21 protein-coding genes are annotated in these 13962 nt (G+C 50.0%); 7 read left to right on the top strand and 14 right to left on the bottom strand.

Annotation, left to right across the window (positions count from 1 at the left end; all coding sequences use genetic code 11):
* Nucleotides 1-12: 12 nt before the first annotated feature.
* Complete coding sequence (locus tag RNAN_RS02705; protein ID WP_040551485.1) at nucleotides 13-330, bottom strand: type II toxin-antitoxin system RelE/ParE family toxin; 318 nt, start codon at nucleotides 328-330, stop codon at nucleotides 13-15.
* The gene (locus tag RNAN_RS02700; RefSeq protein ID WP_008218534.1) at nucleotides 330-578 is read right to left on the bottom strand and encodes a type II toxin-antitoxin system ParD family antitoxin; all 249 of its coding nucleotides are present in this window, start codon (nucleotides 576-578) and stop codon (nucleotides 330-332) included. Before RNAN_RS02700 ends, RNAN_RS02705 begins: the two co-directional genes overlap by 1 nt.
* Nucleotides 579-810: 232 nt before the next feature.
* On the opposite strand from RNAN_RS02700, the gene RNAN_RS02695 reads away from it, so the two are divergent.
* The gene (locus RNAN_RS02695) at nucleotides 811-2193 is read left to right on the top strand and encodes an L-serine ammonia-lyase (protein ID WP_008218532.1); all 1383 of its coding nucleotides are present in this window, start codon (nucleotides 811-813) and stop codon (nucleotides 2191-2193) included.
* A gap of 39 nt (nucleotides 2194-2232) precedes the next feature.
* Here the strand turns inward: RNAN_RS02695 and RNAN_RS02690 are convergent, their stop codons facing one another.
* Nucleotides 2233-2523, bottom strand: a complete 291-nt coding sequence (locus RNAN_RS02690; RefSeq protein ID WP_040551483.1) for a high-potential iron-sulfur protein — start codon at nucleotides 2521-2523, stop codon at nucleotides 2233-2235.
* Between the two features lie 207 nt (nucleotides 2524-2730).
* Here RNAN_RS02690 and folM point away from each other — a divergent pair, with 207 nt between their 5' ends.
* The 6 genes from folM (at nucleotide 2731) to atcC (ending at nucleotide 7373) form a co-directional block, all read left to right on the top strand.
* A complete protein-coding gene (folM, locus tag RNAN_RS02685; protein WP_008218527.1) occupies nucleotides 2731-3465 on the top strand; it encodes a dihydromonapterin reductase in 735 nt (244 codons plus the stop codon).
* Nucleotides 3466-3545: 80 nt separating this feature from the next.
* Nucleotides 3546-4652, top strand: coding sequence for a hypothetical protein (locus tag RNAN_RS02680; protein WP_008218524.1), 1107 nt, complete (start codon nucleotides 3546-3548; stop codon nucleotides 4650-4652).
* Between the two features lie 153 nt (nucleotides 4653-4805).
* On the top strand, nucleotides 4806-5090 hold the full coding sequence (gene atcJ, locus RNAN_RS02675; RefSeq protein ID WP_008218522.1) for a cold adaptation protein ActJcold adaptation protein ActJ: 285 nt from the start codon (nucleotides 4806-4808) through the stop codon (nucleotides 5088-5090).
* A gap of 34 nt (nucleotides 5091-5124) precedes the next feature.
* Nucleotides 5125-5694: a cold adaptation protein AtcA gene (gene atcA / locus RNAN_RS02670; protein WP_008218520.1), complete on the top strand. Its 570-nt coding sequence runs from the start codon at nucleotides 5125-5127 to the stop codon at nucleotides 5692-5694.
* 5 nt (nucleotides 5695-5699) lie between these two features.
* Nucleotides 5700-6467 carry a cold adaptation protein AtcB gene (gene atcB, locus RNAN_RS02665; RefSeq protein WP_008218519.1) on the top strand — a complete coding sequence of 256 codons (768 nt, stop codon included), beginning with the start codon at nucleotides 5700-5702 and terminating at the stop codon, nucleotides 6465-6467.
* A gap of 12 nt (nucleotides 6468-6479) precedes the next feature.
* Nucleotides 6480-7373: a cold adaptation protein AtcC gene (atcC, locus tag RNAN_RS02660; RefSeq protein ID WP_008218517.1), complete on the top strand. Its 894-nt coding sequence runs from the start codon at nucleotides 6480-6482 to the stop codon at nucleotides 7371-7373.
* Here the strand turns inward: atcC and murI are convergent.
* The 11 genes from murI to RNAN_RS02610 form a co-directional block, all read right to left on the bottom strand.
* On the bottom strand, nucleotides 7368-8144 hold the full coding sequence (gene murI, locus RNAN_RS02655) for a glutamate racemase (RefSeq protein ID WP_040551544.1): 777 nt from the start codon (nucleotides 8142-8144) through the stop codon (nucleotides 7368-7370). The two genes, atcC and murI, sit on opposite strands and share 6 nt — an antisense overlap.
* A gap of 46 nt (nucleotides 8145-8190) precedes the next feature.
* On the bottom strand, nucleotides 8191-8889 hold the full coding sequence (locus tag RNAN_RS02650; RefSeq protein ID WP_008218513.1) for a DUF6064 family protein: 699 nt from the start codon (nucleotides 8887-8889) through the stop codon (nucleotides 8191-8193).
* Between the two features lie 16 nt (nucleotides 8890-8905).
* Nucleotides 8906-9847 carry an aldo/keto reductase gene (locus RNAN_RS02645; RefSeq protein WP_040551480.1) on the bottom strand — a complete coding sequence of 314 codons (942 nt, stop codon included), beginning with the start codon at nucleotides 9845-9847 and terminating at the stop codon, nucleotides 8906-8908.
* Between the two features lie 135 nt (nucleotides 9848-9982).
* Entirely contained in the window at nucleotides 9983-10384 is a 402-nt protein-coding gene (locus RNAN_RS02640) for a hypothetical protein (RefSeq protein ID WP_008218507.1), read from the bottom strand.
* Between the two features lie 222 nt (nucleotides 10385-10606).
* Entirely contained in the window at nucleotides 10607-10978 is a 372-nt protein-coding gene (locus RNAN_RS02635; RefSeq protein ID WP_040551478.1) for a VOC family protein, read from the bottom strand.
* A gap of 107 nt (nucleotides 10979-11085) precedes the next feature.
* Complete coding sequence (locus RNAN_RS02630; protein WP_040551542.1) at nucleotides 11086-11379, bottom strand: hypothetical protein; 294 nt, start codon at nucleotides 11377-11379, stop codon at nucleotides 11086-11088.
* 99 nt (nucleotides 11380-11478) lie between these two features.
* A complete protein-coding gene (locus RNAN_RS02625) occupies nucleotides 11479-12000 on the bottom strand; it encodes a YcxB family protein (RefSeq protein WP_040551476.1) in 522 nt (173 codons plus the stop codon).
* 96 nt (nucleotides 12001-12096) lie between these two features.
* Nucleotides 12097-12522: a hypothetical protein gene (locus RNAN_RS02620; protein ID WP_040551475.1), complete on the bottom strand. Its 426-nt coding sequence runs from the start codon at nucleotides 12520-12522 to the stop codon at nucleotides 12097-12099.
* Nucleotides 12523-12621: 99 nt separating this feature from the next.
* A complete protein-coding gene (locus RNAN_RS19060) occupies nucleotides 12622-12924 on the bottom strand; it encodes a hypothetical protein (RefSeq protein WP_148275633.1) in 303 nt (100 codons plus the stop codon).
* A gap of 411 nt (nucleotides 12925-13335) precedes the next feature.
* Nucleotides 13336-13677 (bottom strand): nuclear transport factor 2 family protein, encoded by a 342-nt coding sequence (locus tag RNAN_RS02615; protein ID WP_040551473.1) that lies wholly within the window; start codon nucleotides 13675-13677, stop codon nucleotides 13336-13338.
* Nucleotides 13670-13882, bottom strand: a complete 213-nt coding sequence (locus RNAN_RS02610; protein WP_040551540.1) for a type II toxin-antitoxin system VapB family antitoxin — start codon at nucleotides 13880-13882, stop codon at nucleotides 13670-13672. Before RNAN_RS02610 ends, RNAN_RS02615 begins: the two co-directional genes overlap by 8 nt.
* Nucleotides 13883-13962: the final 80 nt, after the last annotated feature.

The following is a 13962-nucleotide window of genomic DNA, read 5'->3' as shown; positions in this document are numbered from 1 at the left end:
TAAGCGTGGCTGTTATAGCTGTGCGTTAAAGTAGCCTATCACGTCCATCTGTTGGTGCAGCACGCCGATAATATCAATAACATTTTGACCCACCAGATAAAAAATTACATGCTGACCTTGCGGAAAACTGTAGTACCCCTGCTGGATATCCGTGCGGTGTTTACCCAGTAAAGGGTTTTCGGCCAGCCAGGCAAAACGTTTTTCGAGTTGTTTTAAATAAATATCGCGTTGCTTCTTACCCCATAAACTTTCGGTGTAGCACGCGATATTCAGCAAGTCGTCTCTGGCCCTAAGAGTAACCCGATAGTGCTTCTTTGCCTTTCGCACCATTAAACGTCGCTGTCCAGCTGGTGAATAAACTCATCCATACTGAAGTTCTCGACAAACTCACCCTTGCCGGCTTGCCTTGCTCCTTCAGCTAAATGCACCCGTAAGGCGTCTAGTTTACTCTTACGCTCTTCCAGTGTTCTAAGTGCATCACGCACCACTTCACTGGCAGAGCCATAGCGCCCGCTGGCTATCTCATTCTTAATAAAGGCTTCCCAATGCTCACCCAGACTCAAGCTGGTAGTTGCCATAGCACACCTCAAATATTCAAAAATAACAATCGTGAATATAGTTAAGGTGACACCACAAAGCAATAAGCTTTAATCGGCGTAAAAAAGCTAAATGAATTAATTTTTGCCATTAGCATTTCCTATTAGTTTTTCTCATCTGTAATAAGCGCTGACCAGTTACCAACCGACTTACAGAAGCACGCTGCTTGGGCTACAATGACGCTACTTTGATAACGACCAAACAGAATAAATTATGATTATCAGCGCTTTTGATATGTTTAGCATCGGCATAGGGCCGTCCAGTTCACACACTGTGGGCCCAATGCGGGCAGCGAAAAAATTTACCGACGATTTGGCAGAGCAAAACCTGCTGGAAAAAGTGGCCAGCGTCAAGGTAGAGCTGTATGGCTCGCTGGGCCAAACCGGTGTTGGCCACGGTACCGGCAAAGCGGTGATTTTAGGTTTAGCCGGCTATTTGCCGGAAAGCATTGACCCGGATGCCGTGCCGGGCTTGTTAAAACAAGTGCATGATGAGCAGCAAATCCGGCTGGCAAAAAGCCACCCGGTCAGCTTCCCGCGCGAGGGCGCCATCGTATTTCACCGGCGTAAAACGCTAAAAGAGCATTCCAACGGCATGGAGCTTATCGCTTTTGACAAAGACAAAAACGTCGTACTAAGTGACGTGTATTTCTCGATTGGCGGCGGTTTTATTGTTAAAGCCGAAGATTTCGCCAAAGAAAAAGAAGCCGCCAGCCAGTTTGCTGCCGATAACCCGCCGCCGTTTCCGTTTGAATCAGGCGCTGAGCTGTTAGCCCTGTGCAAAGAACACGGCTTGTCGATTGCTGCTTTAATGCTGGAAAACGAAAAAGTTCTCAGAAGCCCGGCGCAAATTACCGACCAGCTAAACAATATCTGGCTGACCATGCGTGCCTGTATAGAGCGCGGCATTAAAACTGAAGGTATCTTGCCTGGCGGCTTAAAAGTAAAACGCCGCGCGCCGGCACTGTATAAAAAGCTGATGGCAGAAAAAAGCAGTGACCCTTTGCAGGTAATGGACTGGGTGAACCTGTTTGCGCTGGCGGTAAATGAAGAGAATGCCGCCGGTGGCCGGGTGGTTACCGCGCCGACTAACGGCGCAGCCGGTATTATTCCGGCGGTACTGATGTACTACGATAAGTTTATTCAGCCGGTTACGCCGGATATTGCCGTGCAATACCTGCTCACTGCCGCCGCTATTGGCATCTTGTATAAGAAAAACGCCTCTATTTCCGGCGCAGAAGTGGGCTGTCAGGGCGAAGTGGGCGTGGCCTGCTCTATGGCGGCTGCCGCCTTAACCGAAGTCCTTGGCGGTACGCCATCGCATGTGGAAAACGCCGCCGAAATTGGTATGGAGCATAACCTGGGCCTGACCTGCGATCCGGTGGGCGGTTTGGTGCAGGTGCCCTGTATTGAACGCAACGCCATGGGCGCGATTAAGGCCATTAACGCTTCACGCTTAGCACTGCGCGGTAGCGGCGATCACAAGGTGTCGCTGGATAAGGTAATCAAAACCATGTGGGATACCGGCAAGGATATGCAAACCAAGTATAAGGAAACCTCACGCGGTGGCTTGGCAGTAAATATTATCGAATGTTAACACTTATCAGGCCCGCGATAGCGGGCCTGATAGTTAATACTAACCCGGCTTTTTCGCCCAGGCGGCACACCAGCCTTCGCTGTTAACCAGCTTACCCGGGAAAATACTGCATGGCCGCCACGGCTCGCCGTCACTGCCCTGAATTAGCGCGCAGTTGGCACAGTCTTGTCCTTCCTTTGCTGATTTATGCACATATTGCAGTGCCTTAGCCTGCGGGTTTTCCGGGTCTAGCTGCTCGTTGGCAAAAGCCTTTAAGCTGATGCCGCCCATGCTTAAGCCCACCACGCCGCCGGCGGACAGTTTAAGAAAACGTCTTCTGCTATTGGTCATAATATTGCCTCTGATGTTGTTTATGGTCACGTTACTGCTGCACTTGTGGTCTTGTTTACCTTAAGACCTTATTGTTCTGTGGTTTTGTACTGATTAGCGCGCGACTTGGTTTAGTCGGTTTTTTCTACACTGTCGGCAAACCAAATCATCTTTGTCACGTAGCAGTTACAACGTTGAGCTTAGCAGCGATTAGCAGGAACTTCTTTGATGGAAAACAACATTATTATCACCGGCGCCGCCCAGCGGCTGGGTTTGCACTGTGCTTTAACACTGCAGCACGCCGGTTATCAGGTGATTGCCACCTACCGCAGTGAAAAACCCGGCCTGGCCCAGTTAAGGGCCGCCGGCGTGCAATGTGTGCAATTAGATGTTACTGAGCAAGCAGCCTTGGCGGCGTTTATCAGCCGCATGCAGCAGCAACTGGGCAGTTTGCGCGCGCTTATTCACAATGCTTCCGACTGGAAAGCCGATTTAACGGGCGCACAAAGCCCAGACGGCCTGAAGCAAGATGCTGCCATCTATGATGCGATGCAGGCCGTACATGCCAAAGCACCCTACTTACTTAACCGCGCTTTTACGCCGCTACTGCAGGCCCAAAACGGTGCCAGCGATATTATTCACCTGACCGACTTTGTTGCCAGCGTTGGCAGCAGCAAACATATGGCGTATGCCGCCTCTAAAGCGGCGCTGGAGAATTTAACCTACAGCTTTGCCCGCGCCTTAGCACCCAAAGTAAAAGTAAATGCCATAGCGCCAGCGCTACTGATGTTTAACCAGCATGACGACGAGCCATACCGACAAAAAGCACTGAGAAAGTCCTTGTTGCAATGTGAGCCAGGTGCCGAGGAAATGAGCAATGCCGTGCAGTATCTGTTAAACAGTCGCTATATCACCGGTAAAGTGATAGCGCTGGATGGCGGCCGGCAGCTAAACCTACCCTAAGCGTTGCTAAACCTAACAGGGTTTAATTTGTCATCTTCGGCTGGCAAAATAGCGTTAATTAAAGATTATGAAGAACATCTATGAAGCCCAGCCTGTACTTAGCCAGTTTATGTTTCGCCGCCGCTATCGGTGCCACAGAGCAACCCGTCGCTGGTAAATGGATCACCGATTTACAGGGCCAAACCCTGAACGATCCGCAAAGCTCTGGCTTTACCTGGCGCCACGGTGAGCTTATTCATATAGGCGACAATAGCGCGGCAGAGCCGATGCGTAATAAGCTTTTGAGGATAAACCCGCAAACTGCACAGCTGCTGGCAGAGCCACTGCCCATCACCGTAGCCGATAGCGTACTAAACGGCTGTTTTGGCGAGCTGTTTAAACACTATGCCGATTTTGAATCGCTAACCTGGGACAGAGTCGACGATACCGTGTTTATCAGCGTGACGGAAGATTCCTCCTTTGTGCAGTTAAGCCCCGAGTGTAAAGCGCGCTATGGCGAAACAAACTCGACAGACTACCCCACTTTGCTGGTAAAAATTGACACCGATAAACCATTAAGCCGCGCACAAATCACCGCGGTGCGGCCGGTGCAGTTTCCTGCGGCATCGTTAGTGGGTAATGCCCCCAACGATGGCATTGAAGGCTTAGCCTTTGATAATGCCGGCAATTTATACCTGGCACTGGAGCAAAATGCAGCCAATGCGCCAATGATTTTCAAAACGCCCTACGATAAAACCTTTTGGCAACAGGACGGCTATGTAAAGGTGCAGGATACCGGCTTTGTGCTGCCGGTACCGGACGCTAAAGACCACCCGATTAACGGCCTGGATTATCTGCCGGCGAAAAAAGCCGGCCATCCGGGTTATTTAGTGGCGGCCGCGCGTAATGACGATCAGCTGTGGATCATCGATATTAGCCAGCAGCAGGCGCCTTTTGTGCAGCAAATGGCCTACTATGCGCCCACACCGGCCGACAGCCCCTGCCCGGCTTATGAATTTATGGTGCAAACCGCGATAGAGGGGGTGGCGGTGTATAACGATACCGTTTATCTGGTAAATGATGCCTGGAAAAAGCACTACCCGGACAATATTAACTGCCCGGCCAATGCGGCTCACTTTAACAAATTTGCGCCTTTACTGTTTACGCTGCCGGTAGACCCACGCTGGTTTATCGGCGCTACACAGTAAAAGCGCCGTTGCTGAGTAAAAACGCCTGCGCTTAGTAAAAACGGACAGCACACAGCTAGGTGAACCGGCGCAGCTCTGCTATGATTAGCGGCTGTTTGCCGGTTGCCAGCACTTGCTAAGCGGCATAAAATCGTTGTTGTTGCAGGAAATGCTATGATTAACCACTTTCGCATCCTGGGTGTTAAAAGTAACGCCAGCGAAGATGAGATAAAAAAGGCTTACCGCCGTCTGGCCAATAAGTACCACCCGGATAAACTGCTCGGCTTAAGCGATGAGGAAAAAGACGCTGCTGCCGCCCAGTTGCAACGGGTAAAAGCCGCGTATGAGGTGTTATCAGATGCCAAACTACGCGCGGCCTATATTAAAGATTTTAATAACGTCATTGTAACCGACCCCGCTGCTGCCATGCAGGAACTGTGGGATCAGTACTACCCTTAATCATGCCGATTAGCAAAGCCCAAACGAGCCACTTATGACAGAAAAACTGGATCTGGCGCGCATTCGCGCCCTTCACCGCGATGCCCAGGAAAACATCGAGTCTTATCTGGACCCGGATACGCCCAAAGCGCTGGAGCAATTTACCGCCAAAATGAAAGCCATTTTACTGGCCGATCCCCAAATGCTCGACTCGGTGCCGGAATATCTGCCGATGGCGCTGTACGGCCGGGTAAAGTTTCCGCCAGCGGCCAAAAGCCAGTGGCAAAGCTGGCTACAAACGGGCAAAGCGCCGCACTGGGACCAGTTTAAAACCGCTATTGCCTTTGCCAATGCTGATTTAGAGCTGGTAAAAGCGGTGCGCGCTTACTCGCAAAGCTTATTAATTGAAGCCTGCGCCGTGTTATTTATGCTGGATAACGCCAGTCTTAGCGCAGTAAGCCGCAATAGCGCCCCAGCTGAAGCCGCTGACCAGGACGCCAATGACGGCGATAACTATGCTGACGACTATGCTGATGACGACAGCAACGACGACTATGACAGCGACGACAGTGACGAAGAAGGCTACGACGATCAGTACGACAATATCCGCTTTAAAGGAGAGTAAGCTTAATGAGCACCAGTTTAATTGAAATTGCGGTAGCGGAAATTAAAGAGCTGGCGGTGGTTGACCCCAAGCAGGCCAGTAAAAAGTTCGAGCTGATTGCCAATACCCTAAGCGATGAGCAGTTAACCGAAGTCATTGAACAAATTGATATTGTTACCCTTACGCAGATTAACAGCGAGCATGATATTTCTTTTCCGTCAATCATGACCGAACTGATGACGCCCGAGCGTATTCGCGACATTGTCTGCCAGCAGCCGCTGTACTGGGAAGAGAAAATTAAAAACAATGCCGAAGAGTTAAAGCAGCACACCTTTGATTTTTTAACTTATCTGATCCGCACCCAGGATAGCGAAGAAAAGCAGGCCGAAATTTTAACCTGTATCGCCGAAGATCCGGCCGGTTTGTTCTATTTATCTATTCCGTTTATCGAAATTTACCGTGGTGAAATTCTCGAATATGAAAACTACTGGGAAGATAAGCTGTACGAAGATGAAGAGCATTTAGAAGAAGCCGAAGCCTACACCGAGCGGCAACTGGCAGAAGATACCCACAATCTGGGTTTTGACGATCCGCGCAGCCTGCTGGCGTTAATCCGCCAGCTTACGCCTGAGGTAGAAACGGCCATTAAAGCACTTATTCGTAATGAAAATTCACCCTGGGAAGGCATTATCAACAAATTTGCGGCTGAGCTGGTGCTACAAGCCAAAGAGAAAAACCAGGCTACGGACGATGCGTTTAGCGAAGTGGACGAGATGTTCAGCTTTCTGGATTAAGGGTCAGCAGTTATGCAGTTAATCGTTCGTGATGGCAGTAACGGCCCTTTTTTAAGCCAGGTGCTTAATTATGCCCGTGCTGAAGGCTTACTTAAATCCGCCGAGCTGGCGCAGATAAAAAGCAAAGCCGTGCTAATGAGCCTGAAATTTGCCGACAAGTTCTACAATAAGTACAAAATGCACCTGCTGGAGCAAGCGGCTTATGACGTGATTGGCGTGGTAAGCCTGGGTTTACAGGAGCTGAGCGAAAAAGACCCCGCCCGGGCATTAGCCCTATTGCAGGCACCGGAAGGTCTGGTAAAGCCGTTTCAAAAAGGCTGGAGCATGCTGGCCACTGTCAGCAAAAAGACCGGTAAAGCCTCACTGTATGGTGAGGTAGCCGAGCAGCTATTACAAAGCATTTCCTGCCCGCCCGATGCCGAAGAATGGGACGGTTATCAGCAGTATCAGCAAGCGCTTATCGAGCATCGGCGTACTCAGTCAATGCAGCTTTTACAGCAGCAATTTTACGCCCGTAAGCAGTTTGATGAGTTTGAGCATTTCAGCTTAGAGGAAGTATTGGCCGAGGTGGTATTTTACCGCGCGTTGACCGGCAGCGATAAAGTGCGGCCCGATTTAAAACAACGTATTGTTAATATTACGCTTAAGCCTGAGTGGTTTAACGAGGCGTTTTTTCAAGCCCACACCGATGCAGCCCTGGCACAGTTACCGGCCGACAATGCCGCCGCCATCCGCGCCGATTTAGGCCAGCATTTTATGCCGGCACTGCTGCGCACCCTGCAGTTTGCGCAAAAGTATCAGCAACTGGTGGCAAGTCAGGCCTCACCGGAAAAGCTCGATGCCTTCGAGGGCAAACAGGGTTTAACCAGCCCGTTACTCGGCTGGCCGCAGTATCTGGTGTTATAAACACCAGAGCTGCTGTAGCTGACGCTGAAACAGGGCGTTATCACCACTGCTGCTAAAGTGGTCAGGCGCCGGCTCAGCGCTGCTATTAAGTAAACCAAGCTCGCTAAGCCTGCGCTGCAGCTGTTTCGCTACCGCCATTTCGGTGCGCACTATAGTGATCGCTGGCCCGGCAATGTCGGCAATCACCTCAGCGATAAAATTGTAATGGGTGCAGCCCAGCACCAGGGTGTCGGCGCCTTGTGCCAATAGCGGCTGAATATAGCTTTGCAACAACTGACGCAGCTCTGGGCTTTTAAGCGCCAGTGCCTCAATAAGCGGCACCAGGCCAGGGCACGGCTGCAGCAAAATACGGGCGCTGCCGGCATAGCGTGCACTTAACTGGCTAAAGGCCGGCGTTTGCAGGGTACGCGGGGTGGCAAGCACCCCCACCACACCGGTTGTACTGGCCAGCACTGCCGGCTTTACCCCCGGCTCTACACCGATAATCGGCACACTGAACTCTGCTCTTAGCTTAGCAATCGCTGCTGTGGTGGCGGTGTTACACGCCACCACTATCGCCTTGGCATCCGACGCCAACAACTGCTGGGTAATCACATGCATGCGCTGGTAAATATACTCATCCGTCTTTTCGCCATAAGGCGCATGGCCGCTATCTGCAACGTAAAGCAGCCGCTCGTGTGGTAGCAGTGCACGCACCGCACGGGCGACCGAGAGCCCTCCGATGCCGGAATCGAAAATACCTATTGCAGCAGATGCAGCAGAATTAGCCATAGCGGGCCCGTTACGATTAAAAGAGGGCAAAATTAACATATTTTGGCTATCTTGTTCTGCCAGCTGCGGATAAAAATCGGCATAAAAGGACGCAAGCGCTCAGCGCGGCGGCCAATACCACGAACAACAGCCAGGCTGCTGTTGCCTGTAACACCCACAAGGTCAGGCCTGACAGCAACAGCCAAATTAGCGGAATAGCAGCAAGCAGCCACACACGCCAGCCCCGCAGCAGCATAAGCACCAGGCCCAGCGTGGTGATAGCAGTAGGATCGGCATGAATGCCAAACACCTGAACTTGCCAGCCACTAGCGCCCATCAGCGCAATAAGCGGCTGCACAATCAGCCCGGTAACGGCAATAGCGCCCCCCATAGCAATTGCCACCGCACCACGCCCAGGCATTGTCGCCGCCGCGCTCTTACTCAGGCCAAAGCCGGTTAACGCCGGTAATAACAGCAGTATGGCCTGAGCAAAAAAAGCGTAAGCAATATAGTTAGCCGCCCAGTTAAGCTGGGCATAGTGCTGGCGGAAAAACACCAGCGCTACAAAGGCCCACACCGGTGCAATTAACAGGCACGCCAGCCGGCCACGGTTTTTTAAGGCCAGCACAACGGCTGCTATCCCCAGCGCCAGGCTGAGCACATGCAGTGGCCACCAGCTTTCGCTGATACGCTCAAGCAGGCGAAAATACACCTCAGCGCTAAAGGGGACAAAATCCTGCAACTGGTAGCTGGCGTAACTTGTCATAGCGCGCCGGTGTTGTTCATAGCGCTTCGATAAAGCGCGCCATTTGCTGACGGGCAGCGGCAGCTGGCATGGGATTAAGGCCGGCGCGCATATTTTCCTGTAAATGCGCAAGCTGGGTAGTGGCCGGAATGGCACAGGTAACAGCCGGGTGGCTGACAATAAATTTCAGCAAAAACTCTGCCCAGCTGTTGCAGCCATATTCTGCCGCCCAGCCGGGTATGCGCTCGCCACGGCGTTTCAGGTTTTTAATTAAACTGCCGCCGTTGTACGGCCGGTTAGCTATTACCGCTATGCCCTTCTCTGCCGCCAATGGCAGCAGCCGCTGTTCGGCGTCGCGCTGGGCAATATTGTAAGTTAGCTGTACAAAGTCGATGTCTTCAGCGGCCATTATCTGCTCCACCTCAGCGTGGCGGCGGCCATGTGAGGTGGTAATGCCAATATAGCCCACCTTGCCGGCGGCTTTTAACTCCCGCAGCACTGCCAGGTGTTCGCGCCAGTCGGTCAGGTTATGTACCTGCAGTAAATTAAATTGCGCTATATTCCAGCGCCGCTGCAAATCAGCCACCTGCTCACGGGCAGAGCCGCCGGCCGGGCTCCAGATTTTTTCGGCGGCAAACAGGCTGTCTGCTTTACCAAGCTGCGCCAGTGCATACCCCATTACATCCGGTGCCGAGCCATACATAGGGGAAGAATCTATCAGGCCGCCGCCCAGTGCAAAAAAGGCTTTTACCAGTTCAGTGCGTGCAGCAAGCAGCTGCCGATCACTGCCAACGTTAAAGGTACGCCAGGTGCCCATACCAATTACCGGCAGGGTGTTATTGCTGTTACCAATCGGCTTTTGCCAAGGCATGCTATCGGCGGCAAAACCGGGCCATGCCGGCAATAAGCCGGCCGCCATGGCGGCGGTAAGTAATTTAAGGCAGTGTCTGCGGGTTAAGCGATGTACGCAATGGTGCATGGTATAAGCGCCCCTTCAGCTTATTCCGGCCAGGCACAGTATGGTGCCAGGCCGCACAATAAAGCATAACAGCACAGCCATGCAGTTACCAAACCAGCGGTATGGTAGAAGGGTCTGGCAAAAAAAGTTAACCTATTACTTTTCTTTGCTGGCGGGATAATTAACACCAGGAAAACTACCGGCCAGCTCTTCTTCCAGTAAATTCAGTTTTTTACTGGCATCGCTATCGGATAACCCTTGGTCGCGCACTTCACGCAGTATTGCTATCAGCCTGCGGCGGTAGTCCCAATGCCATTCACCACGCTGTTCCCATTTAAATGTACGCTGGAACAGTAAAACAAAGGCCGGAATAGCCGCAATAGCAGCTGTTAGCTTGCTCTGGCCATCACCAAATATCTGTGCAAAAGCCGGGTAACTGCTTGCCACAACCACCAGCAATAACAGCAGATGATTAAGCACAAAATCGAACTTGGAATAGCGATAGCGGGCTTTTATTTCACGTTCTATTTCTGCAACAACGGCGCTTTTTTCGTCCATCAGCCGGCTCCCGTTAACAGATATTGGCTGCAATAACAGTAGCACAACAATGCATGCTGTATTATCGGGCAGTATTGTTAAAACGCCGGCACGGCTTTTTGCAGCCAAAATTATTACGGATGGTTGCTATTAGCGAATAACGGACATTAACGCTTGCAGCATGCGCACCCAAGGCGCCGCCAGGCGCGTATTGCTGCGCTTTGTTATGCGCAACGCCAAACATTACCGCTTTTCTTCCATAAGCCCCACCAAGTTCCCATCTGGGTCCCGGAGGAATCCTGTCCACAGCTCATGGTCTGACATCTTGGCAGCAAGTTGTGGATCACGCTCATTTTGTGCACCACGCGCAACGATAGACGAATGGACCGCTTCGATATTTGAGACTTTGAAGTAGAGAATAGAGTTGGCGCCGACCGTTCCTGCTCCTTGTGGAGTGCTGAGCATTATGCGCACCCCATCGGCATTCAGGAATGCAAGCTCGGGACCAGCGCTGAAGAGAAAATCCAATCCCAATGCATCGCGGTAAAAAGCTAGGGCTTTCTCCACATCACTAACGGTAATCGCAATTTGGCCAATAGTAGATAGTTTTGTCATTTCGACGTCCTCTCAAAGTGCATAACGCCCGCCACAAACGCGAGCAACGTGTTGCGAGTCGAGGTTTGAGGTCCAGCGACCAACGGGAGCGTTGCTGACTGGCCTTGTTATGGTTTATTGGGTTTAACACGTAACTTACCCGAAACAAACTGTGCCCGTGAAGCTGAATTGACTGGCTTATTTTGAGCCTTACACCAACTAAGTAGCTCGTCAATATCAACATTTACTCTTTTCACTATCTTGCCCGTTGCGCGAATATCACTTAATGCCGAGTTTGCATTTTTCTTCCATTCGTCGTAGCTATCATCTAAATCAGCACGATCATCAGCGATCTTCTTTAACCGCACCCAGCTTTCAGGTTGAAACCAGGCAATGCCGATTACGATCTCATTGTCTTGCACTGATACCTCCCACTGGGAAAACCATAACGCTGCCAGCAAGCGCGGCTTCGTAGTGTAGGCGAAGCTGCAACGGAGAAGCCGTCGCCTTGGCTGGCATTGTTATACATACTTTTTCACTATTGCTTGGAGCTCTGCTTTTTCTATATCTGAAGAAAAAGAAGACGCTGGGATGATTAAGGCAAGAAGCTTATCTAAAAAAATATAAAGATCACCATTATTATCTTCTACTGACTCAACGCTTTCCCATTTATAGAAACAACTTCCAAGTGGGTTTATTTCTGTAATTCCGCCAGTACCAAACTCTATGGTTTTCTCTCCAAGCATTAAGCCATTTTCATTGGGAGTGCTCGACTGACGGAGTTTACGCATATTGCTAGAGTACGCGATAATAAACACAACAAAAGGGAGTACAGCTATTGCCGCTGACGGCCAATGGAAGCTAGATAATGATATTGAATCGATCTGAAATATAAACATAAAAGCTATCGCTAAAATGCACCAGATAATCATGTTTTTGAGAAAACCTGAACCGCCCTTCTGTTGTGGTGCACACAGGCGCCTAAACACATAATCTGTGAAGTTAAGGTAATCTTTCTCTGTGACTATTATTGTTTTAATCATGACTCAAAATTTTCCATGTATGCATAACGCCCGCCACAAACGCGAGCAACGTGTTGCGAGTCGAGCGCCCAGCGGGCGCGTTTTTGATGGCGATTGTTAGAGTTTTTCACTTAATAACTCAGACAGTTTGTAATTGCGGACAGGTCCGCACATAGTTACGCCACCATATACATCGGTCGGAAAGCTGTATTGAACAGCCAACTCAATTTCATTTATTTTTTCAGCATTAACAACTAAATATGAAACACTATAACCCTCAAATTTTGGCTCGTTTTCAAGCTGATATGGTGTCTCTACCATCGTTGCTACCCAAAGCACAACTTTATTATTTTTCATGTACGCGACTCTGGTTGACGAAGCTTTCGCTTTTTCGACCTCGGAAGGGAAATAGACTGCGACTTCCAGTAGTTCACCCTTAGATAAAACCAGTGCATAAGACTTTAATTCACGTTGCACTGCAGTGTTTGAACACGCAAAAGTTATTAATGGAAATAAAAGTAGCAACGACACTAAAAATTTCATCGAAACTCCAGAAAACTCTAACGCCGTGCGCATGCGCGAGAACTTGTGAGCGTCGCTGGGGCCGTAGGCCCCGAATGCCGCGGTTTGTTATGTGTGTTTTTAAGCACGTTTAATACCCCCAAAATACTTTGTTAAAGCACTTGTCGGTATTAAAAATGCCGACCATAAGACTGAAAACACCAACACAAATATCGGGGCTGATAATGCGCCACTCTCAAGTTCTAAATTAAACAGCGTAGCTGTTACCAACGAAAGCACCACACTCGCAAATGCCATCCGATTTGGTGGCATGACACATTTTGACGGAAGCCACTTAGCCGCCAACAGCCACATTAACCATGCTAGTGAAGCTGCCACTACCAGTAGAAAAATAACCAAAACAATATAGATAGCTATTTCCAACCTGACGACTCCCTACTGGCACTGCACTGACACATAACATTTTATTATTGCGCATGCTTGCCTCCTCATTTCCTATAGAGGAAACAACTACTGAAACATCCTTGTAAAATAAAAGAAAAATTCAGCATTTCACTTTCACATTCCGGAAAAACGAGCATACGTTATATTTCGAAGCCTGTGCGTTATATTTATTTACTTCGCTTTCGTAAGTACCTAATTTATAGTATGTAAATCAAAACAGCAATTAGCTTGTGCGCAATGTTAGCGGGATATTTGACCTGACATGCCGGATATTGCAAATAACACTGTATATAAAAATATAAAACATCATGTTCGCTTAAGAGATTGAACAGTGCTAAAGACAGAGGCGACAGTCCGATTTGGGCATACAGCTGCAATTCCAACAGCCGATCATCCCGCCGGATAAAACCAGGCGTTTACGATTAAGCCGTCTTGTACTTCGTACACCACCATTACCTCATACGGCTGTTCGGCCATGCCGTATACCCTTTCATGGTCGATAACCTTATTACCCACCACCATCCGCTGCAGCACTTCGGCGTGCAGCGACGCTATGCTAAAGCGTTCGGTTTTATAAAAGGCTGCCAGTGCGTCTCGGCCTTTTAAGGACGGCTGCGTTGCCGGCATACGGTAAATGGCAATATCGCTGTGGTAACAGCTGATAAAGGCGGCGAGATCCTTCGCGTTGTAAGCATCCAACTGGCGTTGGACCGGGGCGGTATTATCAGTCATGTTGTTTAAACGCTATGCCAAAGCGCCGCTTAGGTATAGGCATAGCGGGGGTTGTGCAGCCAACTGCTGCCAGCCTGTGGGCGGCTTGCACCCGAATATAGGTTTTCATCGCTTCACGAAACAGCCCGGCTTTGTCAGTACCCGGCTCTGCCAACGCCAGCGCTTGCTGATATAACTCATCGTCAATGGTTACTGTGGTACGCATATCGCCCTCCAATATCGGGTAAAGCATAAGATAGGGTAAAGCATAAGCTTGCAGCAAAAGCAGCATCTTCACCAATTATG

This window comes from Rheinheimera nanhaiensis E407-8 (assembly GCF_000296695.1).
Lineage (GTDB): Bacteria > Pseudomonadota > Gammaproteobacteria > Enterobacterales > Alteromonadaceae > Alishewanella > Alishewanella nanhaiensis.
This window is presented reverse-complemented; position numbering and strand designations above follow the sequence as displayed.

Coding starts and splice junctions, on each gene's coding strand:
- RNAN_RS02705 (WP_040551485.1), bottom strand. CDS start 330: ATGGTGCGAAAGGCAAAGAAGCACTATCGGGTTACTCTTAGGGCCAGA.
- RNAN_RS02700 (WP_008218534.1), bottom strand. CDS start 578: ATGGCAACTACCAGCTTGAGTCTGGGTGAGCATTGGGAAGCCTTTATT.
- RNAN_RS02695 (WP_008218532.1), top strand. CDS start 811: ATGATTATCAGCGCTTTTGATATGTTTAGCATCGGCATAGGGCCGTCC.
- RNAN_RS02690 (WP_040551483.1), bottom strand. CDS start 2,523: ATGACCAATAGCAGAAGACGTTTTCTTAAACTGTCCGCCGGCGGCGTG.
- folM (WP_008218527.1), top strand. CDS start 2,731: ATGGAAAACAACATTATTATCACCGGCGCCGCCCAGCGGCTGGGTTTG.
- RNAN_RS02680 (WP_008218524.1), top strand. CDS start 3,546: ATGAAGCCCAGCCTGTACTTAGCCAGTTTATGTTTCGCCGCCGCTATC.
- atcJ (WP_008218522.1), top strand. CDS start 4,806: ATGATTAACCACTTTCGCATCCTGGGTGTTAAAAGTAACGCCAGCGAA.
- atcA (WP_008218520.1), top strand. CDS start 5,125: ATGACAGAAAAACTGGATCTGGCGCGCATTCGCGCCCTTCACCGCGAT.
- atcB (WP_008218519.1), top strand. CDS start 5,700: ATGAGCACCAGTTTAATTGAAATTGCGGTAGCGGAAATTAAAGAGCTG.
- atcC (WP_008218517.1), top strand. CDS start 6,480: ATGCAGTTAATCGTTCGTGATGGCAGTAACGGCCCTTTTTTAAGCCAG.
- murI (WP_040551544.1), bottom strand. CDS start 8,144: ATGGCTAATTCTGCTGCATCTGCTGCAATAGGTATTTTCGATTCCGGC.
- RNAN_RS02650 (WP_008218513.1), bottom strand. CDS start 8,889: ATGACAAGTTACGCCAGCTACCAGTTGCAGGATTTTGTCCCCTTTAGC.
- RNAN_RS02645 (WP_040551480.1), bottom strand. CDS start 9,847: ATGCACCATTGCGTACATCGCTTAACCCGCAGACACTGCCTTAAATTA.
- RNAN_RS02640 (WP_008218507.1), bottom strand. CDS start 10,384: ATGGACGAAAAAAGCGCCGTTGTTGCAGAAATAGAACGTGAAATAAAA.
- RNAN_RS02635 (WP_040551478.1), bottom strand. CDS start 10,978: ATGACAAAACTATCTACTATTGGCCAAATTGCGATTACCGTTAGTGAT.
- RNAN_RS02625 (WP_040551476.1), bottom strand. CDS start 12,000: ATGATTAAAACAATAATAGTCACAGAGAAAGATTACCTTAACTTCACA.
- RNAN_RS02620 (WP_040551475.1), bottom strand. CDS start 12,522: ATGAAATTTTTAGTGTCGTTGCTACTTTTATTTCCATTAATAACTTTT.
- RNAN_RS02615 (WP_040551473.1), bottom strand. CDS start 13,677: ATGACTGATAATACCGCCCCGGTCCAACGCCAGTTGGATGCTTACAAC.
- RNAN_RS02610 (WP_040551540.1), bottom strand. CDS start 13,882: ATGCGTACCACAGTAACCATTGACGATGAGTTATATCAGCAAGCGCTG.